At 67.3% G+C, this 23,996-nt stretch carries 19 protein-coding genes, 1 tRNA gene and 1 pseudogene; 18 read left to right on the top strand and 3 right to left on the bottom strand.

Translation table 11 applies throughout. The annotated features are described in order from the left end of the window. Positions 1–3: 3 nt before the first annotated feature. Positions 4–1,392, bottom strand: coding sequence for an anthranilate 1,2-dioxygenase large subunit (antA, locus tag ABKF58_RS03195; protein WP_482583352.1), 1,389 nt, complete (start codon positions 1,390–1,392; stop codon positions 4–6). Positions 1,393–1,906: 514 nt separating this feature from the next. Between antA and ABKF58_RS03190 the strand changes: the two genes are divergently transcribed. From ABKF58_RS03190 to ABKF58_RS03165, 6 genes are all read left to right on the top strand, one after another. Continuing rightward, positions 1,907–3,016 (top strand): muconate/chloromuconate family cycloisomerase, encoded by a 1,110-nt coding sequence (locus ABKF58_RS03190; RefSeq protein ID WP_482583351.1) that lies wholly within the window; start codon positions 1,907–1,909, stop codon positions 3,014–3,016. Positions 3,017–3,064: 48 nt separating this feature from the next. Further along, positions 3,065–3,355: a muconolactone Delta-isomerase gene (catC, locus tag ABKF58_RS03185; protein WP_482583350.1), complete on the top strand. Its 291-nt coding sequence runs from the start codon at positions 3,065–3,067 to the stop codon at positions 3,353–3,355. A gap of 110 nt (positions 3,356–3,465) precedes the next feature. Next, positions 3,466–4,386, top strand: coding sequence for a catechol 1,2-dioxygenase (gene catA / locus ABKF58_RS03180; protein ID WP_008953947.1), 921 nt, complete (start codon positions 3,466–3,468; stop codon positions 4,384–4,386). Between the two features lie 145 nt (positions 4,387–4,531). Further along, on the top strand, positions 4,532–6,118 hold the full coding sequence (locus tag ABKF58_RS03175) for a methyl-accepting chemotaxis protein (RefSeq protein ID WP_482583349.1): 1,587 nt from the start codon (positions 4,532–4,534) through the stop codon (positions 6,116–6,118). A gap of 179 nt (positions 6,119–6,297) precedes the next feature. After that, positions 6,298–7,041 carry an IclR family transcriptional regulator gene (locus ABKF58_RS03170; RefSeq protein WP_482583348.1) on the top strand — a complete coding sequence of 248 codons (744 nt, stop codon included), beginning with the start codon at positions 6,298–6,300 and terminating at the stop codon, positions 7,039–7,041. 205 nt (positions 7,042–7,246) lie between these two features. Next, positions 7,247–9,154 (top strand): diguanylate cyclase, encoded by a 1,908-nt coding sequence (locus tag ABKF58_RS03165; protein ID WP_482583347.1) that lies wholly within the window; start codon positions 7,247–7,249, stop codon positions 9,152–9,154. A gap of 258 nt (positions 9,155–9,412) precedes the next feature. On the opposite strand, the gene ABKF58_RS03160 is transcribed toward ABKF58_RS03165, so the two are convergent. Both ABKF58_RS03160 and ABKF58_RS03155 read right to left on the bottom strand, forming a co-directional pair. Further along, positions 9,413–9,489 (bottom strand) — tRNA-Met (locus ABKF58_RS03160). A 270-nt stretch (positions 9,490–9,759) separates the two neighbouring features. Continuing rightward, positions 9,760–10,912 (bottom strand): annotated as a pseudogene (locus ABKF58_RS03155) (class I SAM-dependent methyltransferase). A 64-nt stretch (positions 10,913–10,976) separates the two neighbouring features. Between ABKF58_RS03155 and ABKF58_RS03150 the strand changes: the two are divergent. From ABKF58_RS03150 to ABKF58_RS03095, 12 genes are all read left to right on the top strand, one after another. Next, positions 10,977–11,756 carry a pteridine reductase gene (locus tag ABKF58_RS03150; protein ID WP_482584327.1) on the top strand — a complete coding sequence of 260 codons (780 nt, stop codon included), beginning with the start codon at positions 10,977–10,979 and terminating at the stop codon, positions 11,754–11,756. A gap of 71 nt (positions 11,757–11,827) precedes the next feature. Further along, the gene (gene ttcA / locus ABKF58_RS03145; protein WP_482583346.1) at positions 11,828–12,790 is read left to right on the top strand and encodes a tRNA 2-thiocytidine(32) synthetase TtcA; all 963 of its coding nucleotides are present in this window, start codon (positions 11,828–11,830) and stop codon (positions 12,788–12,790) included. Between the two features lie 46 nt (positions 12,791–12,836). Beyond that, positions 12,837–13,580 (top strand): polyamine aminopropyltransferase, encoded by a 744-nt coding sequence (locus ABKF58_RS03140; RefSeq protein WP_482584326.1) that lies wholly within the window; start codon positions 12,837–12,839, stop codon positions 13,578–13,580. 120 nt (positions 13,581–13,700) lie between these two features. Further along, complete coding sequence (locus ABKF58_RS03135; protein ID WP_482583345.1) at positions 13,701–14,765, top strand: Gfo/Idh/MocA family protein; 1,065 nt, start codon at positions 13,701–13,703, stop codon at positions 14,763–14,765. 61 nt (positions 14,766–14,826) lie between these two features. After that, positions 14,827–15,363 carry a DUF4337 domain-containing protein gene (locus ABKF58_RS03130; RefSeq protein WP_008955704.1) on the top strand — a complete coding sequence of 179 codons (537 nt, stop codon included), beginning with the start codon at positions 14,827–14,829 and terminating at the stop codon, positions 15,361–15,363. Positions 15,364–15,381: 18 nt separating this feature from the next. After that, positions 15,382–15,948 carry an acyltransferase gene (locus ABKF58_RS03125; protein WP_008955705.1) on the top strand — a complete coding sequence of 189 codons (567 nt, stop codon included), beginning with the start codon at positions 15,382–15,384 and terminating at the stop codon, positions 15,946–15,948. Between the two features lie 51 nt (positions 15,949–15,999). Further along, positions 16,000–17,097: a DegT/DnrJ/EryC1/StrS family aminotransferase gene (locus ABKF58_RS03120; RefSeq protein WP_482583344.1), complete on the top strand. Its 1,098-nt coding sequence runs from the start codon at positions 16,000–16,002 to the stop codon at positions 17,095–17,097. Positions 17,098–17,110: 13 nt separating this feature from the next. After that, positions 17,111–18,400 carry a lipopolysaccharide biosynthesis protein gene (locus tag ABKF58_RS03115; RefSeq protein WP_482583343.1) on the top strand — a complete coding sequence of 430 codons (1,290 nt, stop codon included), beginning with the start codon at positions 17,111–17,113 and terminating at the stop codon, positions 18,398–18,400. Continuing rightward, complete coding sequence (locus ABKF58_RS03110) at positions 18,390–18,920, top strand: acyltransferase (RefSeq protein ID WP_482583342.1); 531 nt, start codon at positions 18,390–18,392, stop codon at positions 18,918–18,920. Before ABKF58_RS03115 ends, ABKF58_RS03110 begins: the two co-directional genes overlap by 11 nt. Continuing rightward, positions 18,914–20,131: a DegT/DnrJ/EryC1/StrS family aminotransferase gene (locus ABKF58_RS03105; RefSeq protein ID WP_482583341.1), complete on the top strand. Its 1,218-nt coding sequence runs from the start codon at positions 18,914–18,916 to the stop codon at positions 20,129–20,131. Before ABKF58_RS03110 ends, ABKF58_RS03105 begins: the two co-directional genes overlap by 7 nt. After that, a complete protein-coding gene (locus ABKF58_RS03100; protein WP_014085791.1) occupies positions 20,128–21,192 on the top strand; it encodes a glycosyltransferase in 1,065 nt (354 codons plus the stop codon). The genes ABKF58_RS03105 and ABKF58_RS03100 overlap by 4 nt, the downstream gene beginning before the upstream one ends. Next, on the top strand, positions 21,189–23,996 hold the full coding sequence (locus ABKF58_RS03095) for a glycosyltransferase family 4 protein (protein WP_482583340.1): 2,808 nt from the start codon (positions 21,189–21,191) through the stop codon (positions 23,994–23,996). Before ABKF58_RS03100 ends, ABKF58_RS03095 begins: the two co-directional genes overlap by 4 nt.

Here is a 23,996-nt window from a genome sequence, read left to right as displayed (position 1 = left end):
GGTTCAAATCTCCTTGCTGTCGTTGCACTTCTGCTGCAGGCCCTTGAGCAGGAACTCGCGCCAGGCGCCGTGCTGGTTGACGTAGAGGCCTTCGTGGGTCAGTTCGGTGCCGGTCAGCACCGGCTGGATGCCCAATAGCTCGCTGTTCGGCGTGGCGCCTTGCAGCCACTTGTGGTGGCCGCGCGAAATGTCGTTCCAGCGCTCCAGGCGGGCCTGGAAGCCACGCTGCTGTTCGCGGAATTCCACCAGGTCGTCCGGCGTGCCCATGCCGGAGACGTTGAAGAAATCCTCGAACTGGCGGATGCGGTTTTCGCGGTCCAGGTCCGATTCGCCCTTCACGCCGATGCACTGGCTGATGATCTCGGTCTTGTTCCAGGCCACCGGGCGCACAATGCGCAGCTGCGAGCTGATCTGGTCCATGAAAAACAGGCTGGGGTAGATGTTGAGGTTGCGCAGGCGGTGCATCATCCATTCCGCCTTGGCCTGGCCGTGTTCCTCCACCAGGCGCGGCATCACGCTGGCGTAGCCGGGGCGCACCACCGGGTTGGGCATGTCGCTGAACAGCACGCTGTGGCCGTTCCGGAACGAGAACCAGCCGTCGTCGGTCTCGGCGTCGCCGGCGCCGAGCTTGCTGTAGTCGAGCGTGCCGCTGCCTGCCTCGCCCTTTTGCGCGTTGGCTCCCTGGCGGTGCTGCACCGTGGCCACGTAGTTGTAGTGCACGGTGCTGACGTGGTAGCCGTCCAGGCCGTTCTCGTTCTGCAGCTTCCAGTTGCCGTCGAAGGTATAGGTGGATTTGCCCGGCAGCACTTCCAGTTCGCCGGTGGGGGACTGCGCCACCATCATGTCGAAGAAGACGCGCGCATCGCCCAGGTAGTCTTCCAGCGTGTCGCGGCCGTTGGCGTCCAGGCTGATGAAGATGAAGCCCTTGTAGCTCTCGATGCGCGCCTTCTTCAGGCCGCGCGCGGACTTGTCGAAGTCCTCGCCGTATTCGCCCGGCGCCTTCACCTTCAGCAGGCGGCCGTCGTTCTTGTAGCACCAGGCGTGGAACGGGCAGGTGAAGGTGGATTGATTACCCTTGCTCAGGCGCGTCAGCGTGGCGCCGCGGTGCTGACAGGCGTTGATCATGGCGTTCAGTCCGCCGTTGCCGTCGCGCGTCACGATCATCGGCATGCGGCCGGCGCGCAGGGTGATGAAGTCGTGCGGGTTGGGGATTTCGCTTTCATGGCAAGCGTAGATCCAGTTCTTCTCGAAGATGAATTCCATCTCCAGCTCGAACAGTTCCGGCTCGGTAAACATCTCGCGCGCCATCCGGTACACGCCTTCCGCGGGTCGGAAGTCCAGACAGCCGCCGATGAATTCTTGCCATTGCGATGGGGTTTTTGCCGTGCTCATGATCAGTTCTCCTCCTGCCTTGTGATGGTCTTTTAATCACGCTAAGACCACGGCGATTGAATACCTGATCGGGGGGCGGGGCTATCCGGCTACTTGGCGTTCGCTATCCGTTTTTTTGGGCCGTCCTGCCGTCCTCCCCTCCTTGAGCGCTTCCGGTGCGTGTTCATGCCATCCGGGAGGTAGCCCCGTCGCTGCCCGCGCCGCACGGGCGCGTCCTTTGTCCTTCTCCTCTTCGCCGTCGTCCGCAAAAAAAGCGGATAGCCATTGACCAGTAGCCGGATAGCTCCCCGGCGCCAACGGGTATTCAATCGTCTCCAGCCAGAGCGCACCTCGCAACGGCCCGCGCCGGGCTTTGCTACGGGGTAGCGGGCGGAAGCGCAGGGCAGACGGGTTGATCGCCAAATGGATACCTTCCAGGTATCGGTCTGATGCTAAAACAGTATTGGATGGTGAAAAAATAACCTAATAAGCTGCTGTTTCAGTTGGTAATTTTAGCGATTGATACTTTAAAGACATGATCAGATCCATCGAGACCATCCTGGTCGATGTGCCCACCATCCGCCCGCACAAGTTGTCGGTGGCCACCATGAACACCCAGACCCTGGTGCTGGTGCGCGTGCAGTGCGAAGACGGGATCAAGGGCTGGGGTGAGGCGACCACCATCGGCGGCCTGAACTACGGCGACGAGAGTCCCGAGAGCGTCAAGGTCAACATCGACACGCACATCGCCCCGCTGCTGATCGGTCAGGAGGCGCGCAACGTCGCCGCGACGATGGCGCGGGTGCGCAAGGTCATCCAGGGCAACCGCTTCGCCAAGTGCGCGCTGGAAACCGCGCTGCTGGACGCCCAGGCGCGCCGCCTCGGCATCCCGCTGTCCGAACTCTTGGGCGGCCGCCTGCGCGACGCGCTGCCGGTGGCCTGGACCCTGGCCAGCGGCGACACCGCCCGCGACATCGCCGAAGCCGAGAGCATGCTCGAGCAGCGCCGCCACCGCATCTTCAAGCTCAAGATCGGCCTGCGCCCGGTGGCCGACGACGTCAAGCACGTGCTCGCCATCAAGAAGGCGCTCGGCGACGCGGTGAGCGTACGCGTCGACGTCAACCAGGCCTGGAGCGAACTCGACGCCGTCAACGGCATCGCCGCGCTGCAGGACGGCGGCGTCGACCTGATCGAACAGCCGGTGCGCGCCGAGAACCGCGCCGGGCTGGCCCGCCTGGCGCGCCAGTTCGCGGTGCCGGTGATGGCCGACGAATCGCTGCACGGCCCGCTCAGCGCCTTCGAGTTTGCCAAGGACGCCGACGCCGACGTGTTCGCGGTCAAGATCGCCCAGTCTGGCGGCCTGATCCCGGCCAAGCAGGTGGCCGATATCGCCCAGCTCGCCGGCATCGGCCTGTACGGCGGCACCATGCTGGAAGGCGCGGTCGGCACCGCCGCCTCGGCCCACGTCTTCGCCACCTTCGGCGAGCTCGCCTTCGGCACCGAACTGTTCGGCCCGCTGCTGCTGACCGAGGAAATCCTCGTCGAGCCGCTGCAGTACCGGGATTTCATGCTGCAGGTGCCGACCGGACCGGGCCTGGGCATCCAGATCGACCGGGACAAGCTGGCCACCCTGCGCCGGAAATAAATGACTCGCCGGGTTTCACCAAAAGATCAACAGGAAAGGATGGACGAGATGCTGTTCCACGTACGCATGGAAGTGAATCTGCCGCCCGCGATGCCGGCCGCCGAGGCCGCCGCGCTGAAGCAAGTCGAGAAGGAACAGGCGCAGGCGCTGCAGCGCGCCGGCAAGTGGCGCCACCTGTGGCGCGTCGCCGGGCAGTACGCCAACGTCAGCGTCTTCGACGTCGAGAGCGTCGACGAACTGCACCAGCTGGTATCGACCCTGCCGCTGTTCCCGTACATGACGATCGAGGTCACGCCGCTGTGCCGCCACCCCTCGTCGATCCGCGACGACGACCGCTAAGCCCCGAACCCCCACCCATTCAGCCCGAGACAAGGCCGTGAAATGCGTTCGGCCGGTTGAACGGAATGCCACAACGCATTGGCACGACGATATAAATGAGGAGTAGAGACATGACACACGCAGAAATCGACGCCCTGGTAAAAAGCTTCCTGGTCGACACCGCCACCGGCGAAGTCAACCCGCGCGTGCAGCAGATCGCGGTGCGCCTGACCAGCGACCTGTTCAAGGCCATCGAAGACCTCGACCTCAGCCCGAGCGAAGTCTGGAAAGGCCTGGAGTACTTCGCCGAAGCCGGCGCCACCCACGAACTGGGGCTGCTGGCCGCTGGCCTGGGCCTGGAGCGCTTCGTCGACATCCGCATGGACGAAGCCGAAGCGAAAGCCGGCCTCACCGGCGGCACCCCGCGCACCATCGAAGGCCCGCTCTACGTCGCCGGCGCGCCGAAGTCGGAAGGCTTCGCCCGCATGGACGACGGCAGCGAGGTGGAGCAGGGCGAAGTGCTGTTCATGCAGGGCACCGTGTACGACGCCGACGGCAAGCCGCTGCCGGGCGCCCAGGTCGAAGCGTGGCATGCCAACCTGATGGGCAACTACTCGTTCTTCGACAAGAGCCAGTCGGACTTCAACCTGCGCCGCACCATCGTCACCGACGCCAACGGCCGCTACCAGTTCCGCAGCATCATGCCGATGGGCTACGGCTGTCCGCCGCAAGGCACCACCCAGCGCCTGTTGAACCTGCTCGGCCGCCACGGCCGCCGTCCGGCGCACATCCACTTCTTCGTGACCGCCGCCGGCCACCGCAAGCTGACCACGCAGATCAACATCGACGGTGACGACTACCTGTGGGACGACTTCGCCTTCGCCAGCCGCGAGGGTCTGGTGCCGGCGGTGAACCGCATCACCGACGCGGCCGAGATCGACAGGAAGGGCCTGCAGAAGCCGTTCGCCTCGATCGACTTCGACTTCCGCCTCAACGGCGAAACCGCGGCCGCGCCGACCACCGAAGTCGAACGCAAACGCGCCAGCGCCTGAAGCGGGCGGGCGAAGAGCAACCGGGTGGTTCGTCAGAGCCCCCCGGTTTTTTGCCGTCGCCAACCCGGCTGGCCGGATCGGCTTATCCGAACCGGCCGGCACGGCACCCGCGCGAGTCCTTTCCCCGAACACCTAGTGGTACAGCATGCGAAACAATCTGCCGATCACCGATCACGAAGTGGCGCTCGATCCCCGCTGCCCGATCGTGACGAAAACCGATCTACAGGGAAAAATCCTGTACGCCAACCCGGAGTTCATGCGCATCAGCGGCTTCGCCGAGGAGGAGCTGCTGGGCCAGGACCACAATATCGTCCGGCACCCCGCCATGCCGGTGCAGGCGTTCGCCGATCTGTGGGCAACCATCCGGCGCGGCCAGACCTGGCAGGGCCTGGTGAAGAACCGCCGCAAGGACGGCGGCTTTTATTGGGTCAAGGCCCACGTCTCGCCGCTGCACGAGCAGGGGCGGCATGTCGGCTACATGTCGGTGCGCACGGCGCCGAGCGCGCTGGAAAAGCAGCAGGCCGAGCAGTTGTACCGCGCGCTCGAACGCGGAGCGGCGGCGTTTCCGGCCACGCCGCCGCTGCAGGCCCGCGCGCTGTCGTTCTGGCTAGCGGCGGCGCTGCTGGTGATGATGGCGGGCGTGCTGGGCGGCCTGTGGCTCGATCGTTCTCTGGCGCTGGCGCTCAATCTGGCGAGCATCACGCTGGCGGGCGGACTGCTGTTCTACGCGCTGCGGCAAGCCCGGCGCTCCGGCCGTCTCGTGCTGGCGGCCCTGGCCCAGTGGCGGGAGGGGCGCCTCGATCAGTCCGTTGTCCCGAGCGGCCCGCGCGAGTTCCAGCACATGTTCGCCGCGCTCGAGTCCACCCGGCTCCATCTGCAGGCGGTGGTGTCGGACGTGGTGGCGGTCAACCATCGCATCGACCGCACCTCGACCCATATCGAAACGGAAACCCAGCAGCTCTACCAGCAGAACACCCAGATCGCGCAAGGGGTGGCGCAGATCGCCGCCGCCATGGAGCAGCTGGCGGTATCGATCCAGGAAATTTCCACCATGACGCAAGAGGGCTCGGCGCACGCCAAGCGCAGCAGGGCGCTGGTGGCGGCGGGCAACCGTTTCATCGACGAATCGAAGTCGGCGATGGACGAGGCCGCCGGTGGCGCCTCAACGACCAATGCCGCGGTGCAGGAGCTGGAGGGCATTTCGGAGGACATCGGCTCGATCACCGACATCATCCAGAGCATCGCCCAGCAGACCAATCTGCTCGCCCTCAACGCCGCCATCGAGGCCGCGCGCGCCGGCGAGCAGGGACGCGGCTTTGCAGTGGTGGCCGACGAGGTGAGACAGTTGGCCGAAAACACCGCCGACAACACCGTCAACATCCGCGCCTCCATCGCACTCCTGAAAGAGAAAATCGCGCACATCATCGACGGCCGCCAGGCCGTCGGCGCCTGCATCAAGCGGGTGCAGCACAACATCCAGCAAACCGTCGACAGCCTGCAGCAGATCGATCAGGCCAGTGCCGGTCTGGAAACGGTCACCGCGGCCATCGCCAACTCGCTGCAACAGCAATCCAGCGCCTCGGCGGAGGTCGCGCAGAGCATGGAAAGCCTGGGCGCCGCCTCCGAGCAAAGCACGGTGAACATCGTCAAGAACCGCGAGATCGCCGCCGCCTTGCACGGCTTGTCCCGGGCGCTGACGAAATTGCTGGCCGACTTCGAGAAGAACCGATGAGTGCCGCCGCCATGCCTTCGTCCAGGCCAGAAACAGCGGCGCCGGGGCGAGTTGAGCCGGGCGACGCCATGAATCGTGCCGCCGTTGGTGATGTGGGAGGCGAAATGGCCGACAGCGCGCCGGGGCGGTCCGGGCCGGCGCGTCCGGACGCGCCCCGCGTTTTCCCTGAGCCGCCCGCCATGCACGATACCGATACGCCGTTCGAACGCGGCCTGGCGGTGATACAAGCCTTCGACCCGTGCGGCACGCCCTTGTCGGTGAGCGAGATCGGCCAGAAGACCGGCATACCGCGCGCGTCGGTCGCCCGCTGCCTGTATACCCTGCAGCAGCTCGGTTTCGTGCGCCCGAGCGCAGACAAGCGCTTCGCGCTGACGCCGAAAATCCTGACGCTGGGTTTCGATGCGTTTGCGTCCGTCCCGTTGCCGCGTGCCGCGCAGGCGGTGCTCAATCATCTCGCCGAGCTGACCGGCGAGAGCTGCATGCTGCTGGTGCCCGACCGGGGCGAGATGCTGTGTCTGGCCGAGGCCCCAGGCCATTTCTTCCACCACAGCCGCTTCGCCACGGGGGCGCGGGTGCCGATGACGTGCACCGCGTCGGGGCGGGTCATCCTGAGCGAGCTGGAGCCGGCGGCGCGCGACGCCCTGCTCGACGCCCCGCGACCACGCCACACCCCGCATACCGTGGTCGAGCGCCAGGCCCTGCAGCGGCTGCTGCCGGCGATTCGCAGCCAAGGCTATGCCTGGTGCGACCAAGAGTTCGAGCTGGGCCTGTGTACCTTGTCGGTGCCGATCCGCGATGACCTCGACGCCGCCCGGGCCACGCTCTGCCTGCACGTGCCGGCCTGCCGGGGGCGGGGCACGAGCTGCCGCAGCGCTACCTGGAGCCGCTGCGCGAGGCGGCGTGGGAGCTGTCGCTGCTGCTGAAATAGGCCGGGGCTGGTCGACTAAAATTCGGAAATCATCTTCAAGATGTCACAGGCATGCTACTTGTTTGAGGCAGCAATCTGGCGTCTAATCAGGTGACTCTCCCTCTTTTTCGTTGGCTGGCTTATCAATGCCATATGAACCTCGATTAAGTTCAGCCCGGACTATCTCCCACCCGCTTTCGATCCTGGCCATCGTGGGGCTCATGGTCGCGTTGCTCTGGTTTGTTCTCATCGCGGAACAAGACCGTAATCACGCCGATGTCGAGCGTCATGCCAAGACCGAGTCCGCCAATCTTGTCCGGGCCTTCGGGGAACACGTCGTTCGCACCTTCAACGAGGTCGACGAAGCGCTGCTGATCCTGCGCCAGTCATGGCTTGATGACCGATCCGATTTCGACCGGAAAGTCCAGTTGCTCCAGTCCACCTACCCCAAGTCACTGCTGGTCCAGGTCGCGGTCATCGGCCCGGACGGAAAGCTCGCGTATTCCAATCTGGACCCGCACGCGAAACCGGTCGATCTGAGTGACCGTGAGCATTTCCGGGTGCATCGTGACAGCAGCCAGGACCGGCTTTATATCAGCAAACCCGTCAAGGGGCGCATCTCCAGCCGCTACAGCATACAGGTAACCCGCCCCATCCTGGAGGAGCATGGCCACTTCGAGGGGGTGCTGGTCATCTCTCTCAGCCCCGACTACTTCGGGCAATTTTTTGCATCGATCGACCTCGGCCCACGTGGCTCTATCGGGCTGGTCGGAACGGACGGCATTTTCCGCGCGCGCGGAAGCAATCGGAAACTGGATAACCAGGCTGTCGGCACGGCGGTGCCTCCCGATCGTCCGTTTTTGCGCCCAAGTGCTCCTGCGCAAGGGAGCTTCGAAGCACTGAGTTCGATCGATGGGGTCGACCGGCTGGTGACGTATCGACGCCTGGATGACTATCCGATGGTCGTATCGATAACCCAGCCCGTCGAGGACATTTTCGCCGCGCATGAACAGCGCTGGTTCCGCTACCGCCTGCTCGCCGCTGTCATCTCGCTGTCCATGGTCCTGGGCGGTGCGCTGCTGGCCCGTGCGCTTTACATTCAACGTCAATTCCGCAGCCGATTGCTGTTCGTCAACGACAGCCTGCGTATTCTGAACGATATCGCCACCCAGTCGGGCGACACCCTGCAAGAGCAACTGCAGAAAGCCCTGGAACTTGGGTGCCGTCACCTTGGGGTTGAATTTGGCATCGTCAGCCATGTGCATGGAGGCCGCTACCGTGTCGAAAGCTGCTGTACGCCGCCGTCTGCCAACCTGAAGGCCGGCGATGAATACGAGCTCTCGCAGACCTGCTGTTCGATCACGCTTGATCGCGCGGATGTGGTGGCGATCCACCATATGAGCGATTCCGAGTATGCGGGCCACCCCTGTTTCGATGCCTTCAAACGGGAGTGTTATATCGGCACCCCGACGTGGGTCGGCGGCGAACTCTATGGCACCGTCAATTTTTCCTCTACGAAACCCTATGGCCGAACGTTTGATCGCAGCGATATCGAATTCCTGCGCTTGTTGGGGCGCTGGGTCGGCAGCGCCATTGCCGAGGACAGATCGATCAGCACGCTGAGATCCATCGCGACAACGGACGAACTGACGGGTGTGATGCGCCGAGGCCACTTTACGGAGATTGCCGAGAAAGAATTCGGTCGGACGAAGCGCTATGGGGGTCGACTGTCGATGTTCCTGATCGACCTCGACTACTTTAAACGCATCAATGACAGCTTCGGCCACTATGGTGGTGATGAAACCCTGAAGCGCGTCGCCATTGTTTTTCAGCAGGTGCTCAGGGGCAGCGACATTCTCGGCCGCCTTGGCGGGGAGGAGTTCGCCGTTCTGTTGCCCAACACCCCGGAGTCCGAAGCGAAAGAGGTGGCCGAGCGCCTGCGCCATGAAGTCGAAGAGAGCACGATTCAAGCGCTGAGCGGAGAAATTCGCGTGACCATCAGTATCGGTGTTGCAGAACTTGCCGCCGAGGACGACTTCACGGCCATCTACAATCGCTGCGATGCCGCGCTTTATGAGGCGAAGCGGCGGGGCAGAAACTGCGTCGTGGCAAAAGGTGTATGTCTGTAAGAAGGGGGCATTGGCAGCCCCGGCGGCCGGCCTGGAGAACCTGTCGGAGGAAGACGGCAACGTGGCAGGCTGATCTGTCGCCGTGCAGGGAGGAGCAGCGGAAAGTGTAGACGCGAACTGCCGCTCTGCGTCGTGCAGACCAAGTAAGGACAGGAATCGGTATGGATCGATGCGGAGCTTGAATGCCGACACGACGCCTACCGCAAGGCAGAAAAGCAAAAGGCCAACTCGTTTGAGTTGGCCTAAGGCTTTAATTGGTGGTGGCGAATCAGGGACTCGAACCCCGGACCTGCGGATTATGATTCCGTCGCTCTAACCGACTGAGCTAATTCGCCACGCTGCTTCGTTGCTTGTTGCGTCGAAGTGGGGCGAACTATACCGGGGCTGTTTGGGGCTGTCAACAGCTGGGGCGTATTTTTTGCCGAAACGCTTAGAACCTGTCTCCGATCTTGCTGCGCGGTCCCCGATCGGGGCTCAGGTGCACTGCGTGCCAATCTTCGATTGGCTCAGCGATCGGGAATCCTCATGGACCACGTGTCCGTTCCGGTCCCTGTGCTGCTCTTCACCCCGCTGAGGGCCGCTCGCGACAGATCGGGGGCCGGTTCTTACAGGGCGTGGCAGCGGTCGCCCTCGGTGAGGCCGATCCAGTCGATGCTCACCCCCTTGCCGAAGCCGATCACCTTGAACAGTTCACCCATCTCGTTGGGCGAGAGCAGCTTCTGCACCGCCGCGACGCGCGGGGCGTAGTGGGCGACGTCGTCCGGATCGAGCTGTTGCAGCAGCGCGGTGATGCCGGCGTTGACCAGGAACTGCGCCTGCGTGGTGTAGCCGATCAGGTCGAGCCCGGCGTCGGTGCCGGCCAGCGCCACGGCGGTGAAGTCGACGTGGCAGGTCAGGTCCATCAGGCCGGGCAGGTAGAACGGGTCGTCCACGGTGTGGTGGCGGTAGTGGCCGATCAGCGTGCCCATGTGGCGCTGCGGGTGGTAGTACTCGCGTTCGGGGAAGCCATAGTCGATCAGGAGGATGGCGCCGCGGACCAGGCGCGCGGCCAGGGTGGCGATGAAGGCGCGGTTGGCCGAGGCTGACTTCCGACAGGTAGCCGGCCGCCTCGGGGGGCAGCGCGGCGGCCACGGCGGCGAGGCGGGGATCTGCGATGGGGCGGTCTTCCCAGGCGAAGGCGCCGTCGCGCACGGTGACGCCGCGCTGTTGCGGCGTCGGGGTCCAGTGCAGCAGCTCGCAGGGCATGGCGTCGAGCACTTCGTTGCCGATGATGACGCCGTCGAACTGTTCCGGCAGCTCGCTCAGCCATTCGACGCGCCCGGCGAGGTGCGGCAGGGCTTCGGCCAACGTTTGCCGCTGGCGCTCGACCAGGTCGGCGGAGAGGTCGATGATGGCGTAGCGGGCGGGCAGTTGGCCGAGCGCTTCCAGCTCGGTGAGAATGTCGACGGCGAGACGGCCGGTGCCGGCGCCGAATTCGTAGAGCGTGCCGCCGGTCTGCGGCAGCAGCTCGGCCAGCTGGCGCGCCAGGGTGCGGCCGAAGTAGGGCGACAGCTCGGGCGCGGTGACGAAGTCGCCGGCGGCGCCGAACTTGCGGCTGCCGGCGCTGTAGTAGCCGAGGCCGGGGGCGTACAGCGCCAGCTCCATGTAGCGCGAGAACGGAATCCAGCCGTCGTGGGCGGCGATCTCGGCGGCGATGTGGCGGGAGAGCTCTTGGCTGACGGCCAGGGCGGCGGCGTCGGGGGCGGGTAACTGGGTCATGGCGTGGCTTGCGGTAGAATTGGGCGAATTGTCGGCCAATTCCGCCGTGCCGGAAAGGGGCGGGATGGGCGGCGACGCGACAGACAAGGGGAGTGGGGCGATGGGCGAGGGCAAGGTGGTGCTGATTACCGGCGGCGCGCGCCGGGTGGGAGCGGGCATTGCCCGTCATCTGCACGCGGGGGGCTCGCGGCTGGTGTTGCATTACCGCGGTTCGCGCGCCGAGGCGGAAAGCCTGGCCCTGGAGCTGAACGCGGTGCGGCGCGGTTCGGTGGTGCTGGTGCAGGCCGACCTGCACGATATCGCCGGGCTGCCGCGCCTGGTGGAGACCGCGCTCGAGGCGTTCGGCCGGCTCGATGGGCTGGTCAACAACGCCTCCAGCTTCTTCCCCTCCGGCATCGGCCATATCGACGAGGCGGTGTGGTACGACCTGATGGGCAGCAACCTGAAGGCGCCGCTGTTTCTGGCGCAGGCCGCCGCGCCGTATCTGAGAGCGAGCGGCGGCGCCATCGTCGGCATCGTCGACATCCACGCCGAGCGGCCGATGAAGTCGCACGTGGTGTACAACCTGGCCAAGGCCGGCCATGCCCAGCTGATCCGCAGTCTGGCGATCGAGCTGGCACCCGAGGTGCGCGTCAACGGCGTGGCGCCGGGCAGCAACCTCTGGCCGGAGGGCGAGTCGTTCTTCGACGAGGAGCACAAGCGCCGCATCGAGGCGAGCATTCCGCTGGCGCGCATCGGCACGCCGGAGGATATCGCGCGCGCGGTGAAATTCCTGCTGTTCGACGCCGCTTACGTCACCGGCCAGGTGCTGGCGGTGGATGGTGGCAGGAGCGTGGTGTTGTAGTGTCGGCCATGACAGGCGCCCCCGATTCGCGCTAAAATCGCCTGTTTTTCAATTTCTTAGCTGTTCCTTCCATGTCCGATATCCAAACCCTCGACGCCAAGGCGCAGAAGGCGCTGTTCGAGGCCAACAAGCTGGCCAAGCGGCTGCGCCACCACGTCGGCGACGCCATCAACGATTTCAACATGATCGAGCAGGGCGACCGCGTCATGGTCTGCCTGTCCGGCGGCAAGGACAGCTTCGCCCTGCTCGACATCCTGCTCGGGCTGCAGAAGTCGGCGCCGATCGATTTCTCCATCGTCGCGGTCAACCTCGACCAGAAGCAGCCGGGCTTTCCCGAACACGTGCTGCCGGAGTACCTGACGGCGATCGGCGTCGAGTACCGCATCGTCGAGGAAGATACCTACTCCATCGTCAAGCGCGTGATCCCCGAGGGCAAGACCACCTGCAGCCTGTGCTCGCGCCTGCGCCGCGGCATCCTGTACCGCGTGGCCGACGAGCTGGGGGCGACCAAGATCGCGCTCGGCCACCATCGCGACGACATGCTGCATACCTTGTTCCTCAACATGTTCTACGGCGGCAAGCTGAAGTCGATGCCGCCCAAGCTGGTGAGCGACGACGGCCGCCACATGGTGATCCGCCCGCTGGCGTACTGCCGCGAGAAGGACCTGGAGCGCTACGCTACGCTGCGCGAGTTCCCGATCATCCCGTGCAACCTGTGCGGCTCGCAGCCCAACCTGCAGCGCCAGGTGGTGAAGGAGATGGTCAACGACTGGGACAAGCGTTTCCCGGGCCGCCTGGAGAGCATGTTCCGCGCGCTGCAGAACGTGGTGCCGTCGCACCTGGCCGACACCGGCCTGTTCGACTTCGCCGGGCTCAAGACCGGGGACGCGCCGTTCGCTGACGGCGACACCGCCTTCGACAAGGAAGAATTCCGCGATCCGCCGCTGCCGGGCGACGACGAGTTGGCCGAAGCGCCGCGCCGCACCATCAGCATCCTCGATTCCCGTCCGAAGGAGACCTCCTGTGGCGGGTAGAGCGCGTCATCCGTTCCGCCGCCGCGTGCGCGACGGCGTGGACGCCATGCCGGAGGTGGAAATCTCCGAGGTGGACGGCATCCGTTCGCTGCACCTGGGCTCGGAGACGGTGCAAAGCTCGATGGACGTGGACGACCCGGTGCGGCTGGTGCTGTCGTACAGCCGCGCCATGATGGGCTTTCTGCTGTTCAATCCGGAGCCGCGCCACATCCTGCAGATCGGCCTGGGCGGCGGCTCGTTCGCGCGCTACATCGACTTCTACCTGCGTGATGCCAAGAGCGTGGCGGTGGACATCAACCCGCAGGTGATCAATGTGGCGCGAGCCTTCTTCGAGCTGCCGGAAGAGGGCGAGCGCTTCGAGATCGTCGAGGCCGACGGCGCCGACTACGTCAAGATCTTCCGCGGCTCGACCGACGCCATCCTGGTGGACGGCTTCGACGGGCTGCAGATCGTCGACGCGCTGACCACCGAGGCGTTCTTCGAGGACTGCAAGCGCGCGCTGGCGCCGGACGGCGTGTTCGTCGCCAACTGGTGGAGCGGCGACAAGCGCTACCACCAGTTCGTGGAGCGCCTGCTCGGGGTGTTCGAGGGGCGGGTGCTGGAGCTGCCCTCGGCCAGTCACGGCAACGTGGCGGTGATGGCCTTCGCCGGTTCGCCGGCGCTGACGCGTTTCGAGGGCCTGAAAAAACGCGCCGAGGAACTGGAGGCGCGCTTCGGGCTCGAATTTCCGGAGTTCGTCAGCCGGCTCAAGTCGACCAATCAGCATAGCGACAACCGCCTGCTGATTTAATAGAGGCTGGCGTATAATGACGCCGGTGTGGCGGGGCGGCGCTGGCCGGCCTGTCACGCCACCGGATCGATGTGGGCGGCCCTGGCCGCCCTTTGCCTTTTCCAGAAAGACCAGAACACCATGCAAGCTGCCCATCAGGCCCCGATCACCGACCGCAAGATCCGCTTCGCGCTGGTCGGTTGCGGCCGCATCGCCCAGAACCACTTTGCCGCGCTGGAGAAGCACGCCGAGCGCGCCGAATTGACCGACGTGTGCGACATCGACCCGGCGGCGCTGGCCGCCGCGGTGGCGCGCACCGGCGCGCGCGGCCACGCCAGCCTGGCCGCGCTGCTGGCCGAGACCCGGGCCGACATCGTGATCCTGACCAGCCCGTCCGGGCTGCATCCGGCGCAGAGCATCGAGTGCTCCGAGGCCGGCTTCCACGTCATGACCGAGAAGCCGATGGCGACGCGCTGGGAGGACGGCCTGGCCATGGTGAAGGCCGCCGACCGCGCCGGACGCCGCCTGTTCGTGGTCAAGCAGAACCGCCGCAACGCCACGCTGCAGCTGCTCAAGCGCGCCATGGAAGAGAAGCGCTTCGGCCGCCTCTACATGGTCAACGTCAACGTGTTCTGGACCCGGCCGCAGGAGTACTACGACTCGGCGGCCTGGCGCGGCACCTGGGAGTTCGACGGCGGCGCCTTCATGAACCAGGCCAGCCATTACGTCGACCTGCTGGACTGGCTGATCGGCCCGGTGGAGAGCGTACAGGCCTACACCGCGACGCTGGCGCGCAACATCGAGGTGGAGGACACCGGCACCGTCAGCGTCAAGTGGCGCTCGGGCGCGCTGGGCAGCATGAACGTGACGATGCTGACCTATCCCAAGAACCTGGAAGGCTCGATCACCATCATCGGCGAGAAGGGCACGGTGCGCGTCGGCGGCGTGGCGGTGAACGAGGTGCAGCACTGGGAGTTCGCCGAGCCGCATCCGATGGACGACGAGATCCAGAGCGCCAGCTACGCCACCACCAGCGTGTACGGCTTCGGCCACCCGCTCTACTACGACAACGTGATCAACGTGATGCAGGGCAAGGCCGATCCGGAGACCGACGGGCGCGAGGGCCTGAAGTCGCTGGAATTGCTGATCGCGATGTATCTGTCGGCGCGCGACGGCCGCCGCGTCAGCCTGCCGCTCGACTACTGATTCCAGTGGCCCGCCGCCGGCGGGCCGCTCCCGTTTTCACCGTGTTACCCGAAGCAACATCATGGCGGACGAAAAGAAAGAACCCTGGCTCAATTATCTGGCGCTGACCACCGTCATCCTGGCGGTGTGCGCCACGCTGTCCACCTTCAAGGGCGGCAGTTTCTCCACGCGCAGCGTCATCACCCAGGCCCAGGCCTCGGACCAGTGGGCCTATTACCAGGCCAAGAGCATCAAGAGCAACCTCTACGAGATGGAGCGCGACCGCCTGCAGCTGGCGCTGGACAACCTGCCGCCGCAGGTCGAGCCGACGGTGCGCGAGCGCTACGCCAAAACGCTGCAGCAGGCCGCCGAGCGCGCCGCGCGCTACAACCAGGAGCGCAAGGACATCGAGCAGAAGGCGCGCACCCTGGAGGCCGAGCGCGACAGCGCGCAGCGCCAGGGCAAACCGTTCGGCATGGCGGTGATCTTCCTGCAGGTGGCGATCCTGATCTCCTCGATCGCCGGCCTGTTCAAGAAAAAGGCCGTCTGGCTCGCCGCGCTGCCGGTGGCCCTGCTCGGCCTAGTGTTTTTCGTCGACGGTTTTTTCCTGTTTTTCTGATTGCGTGAGGGCACCCGCATGACCTATCTCGTTCACCCCACTTCCATCGTCGACGACGGCGCCACCATCGGCGCCGGCACCCGCATCTGGCACTGGGCGCACATCTGCGCCGGCGCGGTGATCGGCGAGCGCTGTTCGTTCGGCCAGAACGTGTTCGTCGGCAACGACGTCATCATCGGCGACAACGTCAAGGTGCAGAACAACGTGTCGATCTACGACGCGGTGACGCTGGAGGACGACGTGTTCTGCGGCCCCTCCATGGTGTTCACCAACGTCAACAACCCGCGCAGCCACGTCAGCCGCAAGCACGAGTACCGCCGCACCCTGGTGAAGAAGGGTGCCACCATCGGCGCCAACGCCACCGTGGTGTGCGGCCACACCATCGGCGAGTACGCCTTCATCGGCGCCGGCGCGGTGGTGACGCACGACGTGCCGGCCTACGCGCTGATGGTCGGCGCCCCGGCCTACCGCATGGGCTGGATGTGCGCCTGCGGCGAGCGCCTGTCGGACATGATCGGCGAGCACGCCTGCCCGGGCTGCGGCACCAACTACGACATCGGCGGCAATCACTGCACGCCGTTCTGATCCCCAGCAAGGCTTCGGCCAACGTTGGCCGAAGCCCGAGGAACGATTCCGATGAGCATTCCGTTCATTGACCTGAAAGCGCAGTACCAGCACCTCAAGGCCGACATCGACGCGCGTATCCACGCCGTGCTCGACCACGGCCAGTACATCATGGGGCCGGAAGTGGCCGAGCTGGAGCGCGAGCTCGCCGCCTACGTCGGCGTCAAGTATTGCGTCGGCGTGGCCGACGGCACCACCGCGCTGCTGATCGCGCTGATGGCGCTGGGCATCCAGGCCGGCGACGAGGTGATCACCACGCCGTTCACCTTCATCGCCACCGGCGAGATGATCGCGCTGCTCGGCGCCACACCGGTGTTCGTCGACATCGACCCGGACAGCTACAACCTCGACCCGGCCAGGATCGAGGCGGCGATCACGCCGAAGACGCGTGCCATCATGCCGGTGAGCCTCTATGGCCAGTGCGCCGACTTCGACGCCATCAACGCCATCGCCGCCAAGTACCATCTGCCGGTGATCGAGGACGGCGCGCAGAGTTTCGGCGCCACCTACAAGGGCAAAAAATCCGGTGCGCTGTCGACCATCGGCTGCACCAGCTTCTTCCCGAGCAAGCCCTTGGGCTGCTACGGCGACGGCGGCGCCTGCTTCACCGACGACGACGCGCTGGCCAAGGCGATGCGCGAGATCCGCGTGCACGGCCAGGACCGCCGCTACCACCACCCGGTGATCGGCCTCAACGGCCGCCTCGACACGCTCCAGGCCGCGGTGCTGCTGGCCAAGCTGCCGAGCTTCCCGGCCGAAGTCGCGGCCCGCGAGCGCATCGGTGCACGCTACTCCGAACTGCTCAAGGACGTCGCACGCGTGCCCAGGTTGGCCGACGGCTGTTCCAGCGTGCATGCCCAGTACACCATCGAGGTGGACCGGCGCGACGCGGTGGCGGCCACGCTCAAGGAGTTGGGCGTGCCCACCGCGGTGCATTACCCGATCCCGCTGCACCTGCAGCCGGCCTTCGCCGCGCTCGGCCAGGGCGTGGGCAGCTTCCCCGTGGCCGAAGCCGCCGGGCAGCGCGTCATGAGCCTGCCGATGCACCCCTTCCTCGACGAGCCCACGCAGGATGCCATCGTCGCCGCCGTGAAGAAGGCGCTGGCTTGAGCGCTGCCGAGCGATGCTGAAAGGCGCCGTACAACGGCTGGTAGCCGGCGGCTTCGCCCGCAACGTGGCGACGCTGACCGGCGGCGCGGCGCTGGCGCAGCTGTTGCCGCTGGTGTTCGCGCCGCTGTTGACGCGGCTCTACAGTCCGGACGATTTCGGCCTGCTGGCGGTGTTTTCCGCCTGGCTCTCCAATCTGGCGGTGATCGCCACCGCGCGCTACGACATGGCCATCGTGCTGCCCAAGGACGAGCGCGACGCCGAGCGCCTGATGACGCTGGCGCTGGCGATCAACCTGGCGCTGCTGGTCGTGCTCACCGCGCTGCTGCTGCCGGCGCACGGCTGGATCGCCGCCACGCTCGGCGCGCCGGCGCTGGCGCCGTGGCTGCTGGTGTTGCCGGGCGGGGTGTGGCTGGCGGGCAGCCTGCAGGCCTGGACCAGCTGGAACAACCGTCAGCGCCGCTACCCCGCCAACGCCCAGGGCCGGGTGATGCAATCGCTCGGGGTGACTCTGGCGCAGCTGGGCGCCGGTTGGGCCGGGCTGGGCTTTGCCGGCCTCATCGCCGGCTCGCTGGCGGGGCAGGCGCTGGCGCTGCTGGCGCAGGCGCGCGCCGATCTGGCTACGCGCCTGACCTGGCTGCGCGGCCACCGCCGCGCCGAACTGGCCGCGCTGGCGCGGCGCTACGCCGAGTTTCCCAAGATCAATACCCCGCACGCCTTCGTGGTGGCGTTCCAGGATTCGCTGATGCTGGCCCTGCTGACCTCGCTCGCCGGGCACGCCGTGGTCGGCCAGTACGCGCTGGTGCTGCGCGTGCTGAAGCTGCCGGCGGCGTTGCTGGGGCAGGCGGTGTCGCAGGTGATCTTCCGCGACCTGGCCGAGGCGCACGCCCACGGCCGCGCCATGACGCCGCTGTTGGCGCGCGCGCTGGCGGTGCTGGCCGGCGCCGCGCTGCTGCCGTTCGGGCTGTTGCTGGTGGCGGCCGAGCCGCTGTTCGGCTGGGTGTTCGGCGCCGGCTGGCGCGAGGCCGGGGTGATCGCGGCGACGCTGGTGCCGTACCTCGCGGCGGCCTTCGTCGCCGGGCCGTGCTTCATGGTGCCGATGGTGATCGGACGCCAGCGCGCCTCGTTCCTGTTCGTGCTGGCCGGCGTGGTGGTGAACATGGCGGCGTTCGCCGCGGTGTTCGTCGCCAGCCGTGACGCCCTGCTGGCCTTCAAGGTGATGTCCGGGGTGATGTCGCTGTATTTCGCGGCCTACGTGGCGTGGATCTTCCGCCTGTTGCGCCGCCTGGAGACTCATGGTGCTTGAACGATTGCTGCTGCGCCTGTACCGGCTGTGGCCGCGGCTGCGCGGCGCGCGCCTCGCGCCCGGGGCGCGCGTGCACCCGAGCGCGCGGGTGACGCGCTGGAGCGCGCTGTCGCTGGGCAAGAACGCGCTGCTGTACTGGCGCGGCGACGCCCTGATCGGCCTGCACGGCCGGCTCACGCTGGGCGCCGACAGCCACCTCGCGCCGTACTTCTACCTGCTGATCGGCGACCATCACCTGTATTTCGGCCACAACGTCGCGGTGGGGCCGCGCAGCCTGTTCTTCTGCCACTCCAACGGTATTCCGGCCGACGTGCCGGTGACGCCGTTCACCGAGTGCCACGTCGACGGCGACATCCGCGTCGGCGACAACGTGTTCATCGGCGCCGGCTGCATCGTGCTGCCCGGCTGCGAGATCGGCGACAACGTAGTGCTGGCGGCGGGCTCGGTGGCCAAGGGCCGGCTCGAGTCGGGCTGGCTCTACGCCGGGGCGCCGGCGAAACAGGTGCGCCGGCTGTGCTGACCGCCAACTCGCTGACGCTCCCCATGCTGCTGACCGCGCTGCCGCGCCTGGTGGCCGGCCGCACCGCGCTGCGCCGCCGCCTGCGCGACGAACTGGCGCGCTTGTTCGGCGTCGACGCGCGGCGCATCGTGCTGACCGACACCGGCCGTGCCGCGCTGGCGCTGCTGCTGCGCGCGCACGGCGTCGGTGCCGGCGACGAGGTGATCGTGCCGGCCTACACCTGCGTGGTGGTGCCGAACCAGATCCCGGCGCTGGGCGCCACGGTACGCTGGCTCGACGTCTCGGCCGCCACGCTGGGTTTCGACTGGAGCCGGCTCGACGCCGCCATCGGCCCGGCCACGCGCGCGGTGATCGTGCCGCACAACTTCGGCCCGGCCTGCCGCGTGCCGGACGCGCTGCGCCTGCGCCACCCGCGCGTGGTCTTCCTCGACGACGCCGCGCACGGCTTCGCCTCGCAGTGCGACGGGCAATGGCTGGGGACGTACCACGACGGCGCCTTCTTCAGCTTCGAATACTCCAAGAACCTGAGCGGCGGCATCGGCGGCTTCGCCTTGCTGCCGGAGGGCCTGGCGGCGGAAGAACCGCCGGCCGAGCCCGGCGCGCTGGATCAGCTGCGCCTGCTGGCCACCTTGACCGGCCATCTGCTGGCGGCGCGCTGCGCGCTGGCCGGGCGCGTCTGGCTGGCCCTGGCGCGCCGCGTGGGGCTCATCTACCGCTCGTCCGACGCCGAGGTGGCCGACGGCGTGGCGCACCCGCCGCGCGCGCTGCCGGCGCTCTCGGCGGCCTTGCTGCTGCCGCAATTGGCGGCGCTGCCGGCGCTGCTGCGGCACAAGCAAAGGTTGGCCGAACACTACCGCGCCGCGCTGTCCGCCGTGCCCGGCCTGACGCTGTGGCCGGGCGCGCCCGGCGCGCACTGGGTGCGCTACCCGTTCGCGCTGCCGCAGCCGGTGTCCGACAAGGCGGCGCTGGCGCGGCGCCTGAGCGCGGCATGCGGGCTCGCCATCGGCGTGTGGTTCGACGACGTGATCCACCCGGCGGGCTCGTTCCGCCACGGCTACCTCGCCGGCAGCGCGCCCGAGGGCGAGCGCCTCGCCGCCACGGTGCTGAACCTGCCGATGAACGTCGCCATCGCCTGCGACGCCGCGCTCGACGCCCGGCTCGCGCGGCTGGCGGCGGCGCTCGCCGCTTACCTGAAGGAAACCGCCGCATGAAGCTGCTGCTGATCGGCTCGGCCTCGGTGCACACCTTCCGCTACCTCGCCGGCATCGCGCCGCACGTGGCCGAGGTGCACCTCGTCACCAGCGGCGAGCTGCCCGAGCACTACCGTCCGGCCAACCTGGGGCAGGTGCTCGCCGTGGATTTCAGCCTCAAGGCGCTGGCGACGGCGCGGCGCATCGCCGCGCTGATCGACGAACTGCGCCCCGACATCGTGCACGTGCACCAGGCCAACAGCGTGGCCTGGCACGCGCGCCGCGCCCTGGCCGGCAAGGACGTGCGCTGGGTGCTGACCACCTGGGGCTCGGACGTGCTGCTGCTGCCGCAGCAGAACCGGCTGATGAAGGCGATGGTGGCGGCCAACCTGGCGGCGGCGGACGCGGTGACCTCCGATTCGCTGCACATGGCGGCGGTGATCCGCACCCTGGCGCCGGTGCAACGCCTCGACGTGCTGAACTTCGGCATGGACGCGCTGCCGGAGGCGCCCGATCTGGCCGCCAAGCCGAAGAACGTGCTGTCGTGCCGGCTGCACAAGAAGCTCTACCGCGTCGACGCCATCCTCAAGGGCTGGGCCGAGGTCGAGGCCGACCCGGCCTGGGACGACTGGACGCTGACCGTGGCCGCCAGCGGCGAACAGAGCGACTGCCTGAAAGGGTTGGCCGAAAGCCTCGGCCTGCGCCGCGTCCACTTCACCGGCTTCGTGCCGGCGCCGGTGCTGGCCGGGCTGTATCGCGCGGCGCGCGTGTTCGTCAGCGTGCCGGAGTCGGACGCCACCAGCATCAGCCTCTTGGAGGCGATGGGGCACGGCTGCCTGCCCATGCTGTCCAACCTGCCGGCCAACCTGGAATGGGTGCTCGACGGCGTCAACGGCGCCATCGTGGAAGACGTGGCGCGCCTCGGCGATGCCCTCAAGGCCACGCTGCGCCGCGCCAGTGACGATGCCGCGCTGGCGGAGGCGGCAGCGCTCAACCGCCGCCTGATCGCCGCCAAGGGCCTGCACCAGGACAATATGCGCCGCTTTGCGGCGATCTATCACGATTTGCTGGGAACCCGATGAGAGTCTGCCATCTCACCAGCGCCCACCCGCGCTACGACATCCGCATCTTCGTCAAGGAGTGCGCCACGCTGGCGCGTGCCGGCCACGACGTCACGCTGATCGTGGCCGACGGACTGGGCGAGGAAATCCGCGACGGTGTGCGCATCCACGACGTCGGCCCCAAGAGCGGCGGACGCCTCTCGCGCATGACCGGCACCGTGGAACGCGTCTACCGCGCCGCGCTGGCGCTTAAGCCCGAGGTGGCGCACTTCCACGACCCCGAGCTGATCCCGGCCGCGCTCAAGCTGCGCCGCGCCGGCATCAAGGTGGTGTACGACGTGCACGAGGACGTGCCGCGCCAGGTGCTGGCCAAGCACTGGATTCCCGGCGCGGCGCGGCCCTTGGTGTCGAAGGGGGTGGAGCTGCTGGAACACTACGCCGCACGCCGCTTCGACGCCATCGTCGCCGCCACGCCGCTGATCCGGCGCCGCTTCGCCGCGCTCGGCGCGCGCGCCATCGACGTCTGCAACTACCCGATCCTGGCCGAGCTGGTGCGCGACACGCCGTGGGAGGCGCGCCGCAACGAGGTGTGCTACCTCGGCGGCATCAGCCGCACGCGCGGCATCGCGCCGATCATCACGGCGCTGCCGTCCACCGCCTCCCGCCTCAACCTGGCTGGGCTGTGGAGCGAGACCGAACTCAAGGCCGAACTGCAGCAGCAGCCGGGCTGGGCGCGCGTCAACGATCTGGGCGTGCTCGACCGCGCCGGCGTGGCCGAGGTGCTGGCGGCGAGCAAGGTCGGCCTGGTGACGCTGCTGCCGACGCCGAGCTACGTCGAGTCGCTGCCGATCAAGCTGTTCGAGTACATGGCCGCCGGCCTGCCGGTGATCGCCAGCGATTTCCCGCTGTGGCGCGACATCGTCGACGGCGCCGGCTGCGGCCTCTTGGTCGACCCGAACGACGCCGCCGCCATCGCCAGCGCCATCAACCTGCTGCTGGCCGACGACGAGCGCGCTCACGCCATGGGCGAGGCCGGCAAGGCGGCGGTGCTGGCGCGCTACAGCTGGGCCGCCGAGGGCGACAAGCTGGTGGCGCTCTATCGCGAGCTGGCCGGGGTGCGGCATGAAGCGCTATCGCCAGTTGCTCGACCACCTGCACGCGCTGGCGCTGGGGCCGACCCTGCTGCTGTTCGGCCTGCCCTTGGGCAGCCTGCTCTACGGCCTGCAGCAACATACCTTCCGCCCGCTGCTGTGGGCGGCCTATTGCCTGGCGGCGATGCTGATGCTGATCGCGCCGATGTGGCTGTTCCGCCGCAGGCTCGCCGCCTGGATGGCCGACGACTTTGCCGGCTGGCGCCACGAGCGTGCGCGCGGCAAGTGGGCGTTCGCGCTGCGTCTGGGCCTGGTTTGGCGCGGTCTGCCGCTGGCGCTGTTCAGCCTGACCATGCTGATGCTGGGCTACGCCAAGCTGCCAACCCCGGCCGACGTGCTGTTCAACCTGGTGAGCTGGGGTGTCGCCGGCGTGGTGTTCACCAGCATGGACTGGAACGCCATGGAGCGCGCCTTCCGCCGCCGCCACCCAACCGACTGAAACCGACCGTGCGCATCCTCTACATCAACCATTACGCCGGCAGCCCGAAGCACGGCATGGAATTCCGCCCCTACTACCTGGCGCGCGAATGGGTCCGGGCCGGGCACGAGGTCAACCTGGTCGCGGCGGACTACTCGCACCTGCGCCAGCACAACCCGACGTTGGCCGAAGCCGACCGCGACGAGGACATCGACGGCATCCGCTATACCTGGTGCAAGACGCCGCCTTACGAGGGCAACGGCCTCAAGCGCGTGATCAACATCTTCCGCTTCCTCGGCCGGCTGATGGGACTGTCCGGGCGCTACCTCAAGGAATGGAAGCCGGACCTCGTGATCGCCTCGTCGACCTACCCGCTCGACACCGTGCCGGCGGCATGGATCGCGCACAAGACCGGCGCGCGCCTGGCGTACGAGGTGCACGACCTGTGGCCGCTGACGCCGGTCGAGGTGGGCGGCATGTCGCCCAAGCACCCGTTCATCCGCCTGCTGCAGTGGGCGGAGGACTTCGGCTATAAAAAGGCCGACACCGTGATCTCGATGCTGCCGTGCGCGCGCGACTACATGGTCGAGCACGGCATGGACCCGGCCAAGTACGCGGTGGTGCCCAACGGCGTCGACGTCGCCGAGTGGCAGGGCGAGCCTGCGCCGTTGCCGGCCGGGCACGTCCAGGCCCTGGCCGCGTTGAAGGAGCAAGGTCGCTTCATCGTCGGCTACGCCGGCGGCCACGGCCTCGCCAACGCGCTCGATTTCCTGCTCGAGGCGGCTTCATTGCTGCAACAGAATCCGGTCAGCTTCGTGCTGGTGGGCGACGGCCCGGACAAGGCGGCTCTGCAGGCGCGCGCGGCCGAGCTGGGGCTGGCCAACGTCCACTTCCTGCCGGCGATTCCGAAACGCGCGGTGCCGGCCTTCCTGGCCCGCTGCGACGCGTTGTTCATCGGCTGGCGCCGCCTGCCGATCTACCGTTTCGGCATCAACCCCAACAAGCTGTTCGACTACCTGATGGCCGGCAAGCCGGTGATCCACTCGGTCGAGGCCGGCAACGACCTGGTGCGCGAGGCCGGCGCCGGCATCAGCGTCGGCGCCGAAGACCCGGCCGCCATCGCCGACGCGGTGCGGCGCATGCTGGCGTTGCCGGCGGCCGAGCGCCAGCGCATGGGCGAGGCGGGCCGCGCGCACGTGCTGGCCCAGCACGATTACGCCGTGCTGGCGCGGCGCTTCCTCGCCGCCTGTCGCTGA

It is taken from the genome of Pseudogulbenkiania sp. AW2-16, from assembly GCF_056824575.1.
Note: the sequence above shows the minus strand (reverse complement) of the source record. Positions and strands in the feature narration are given on the sequence as shown.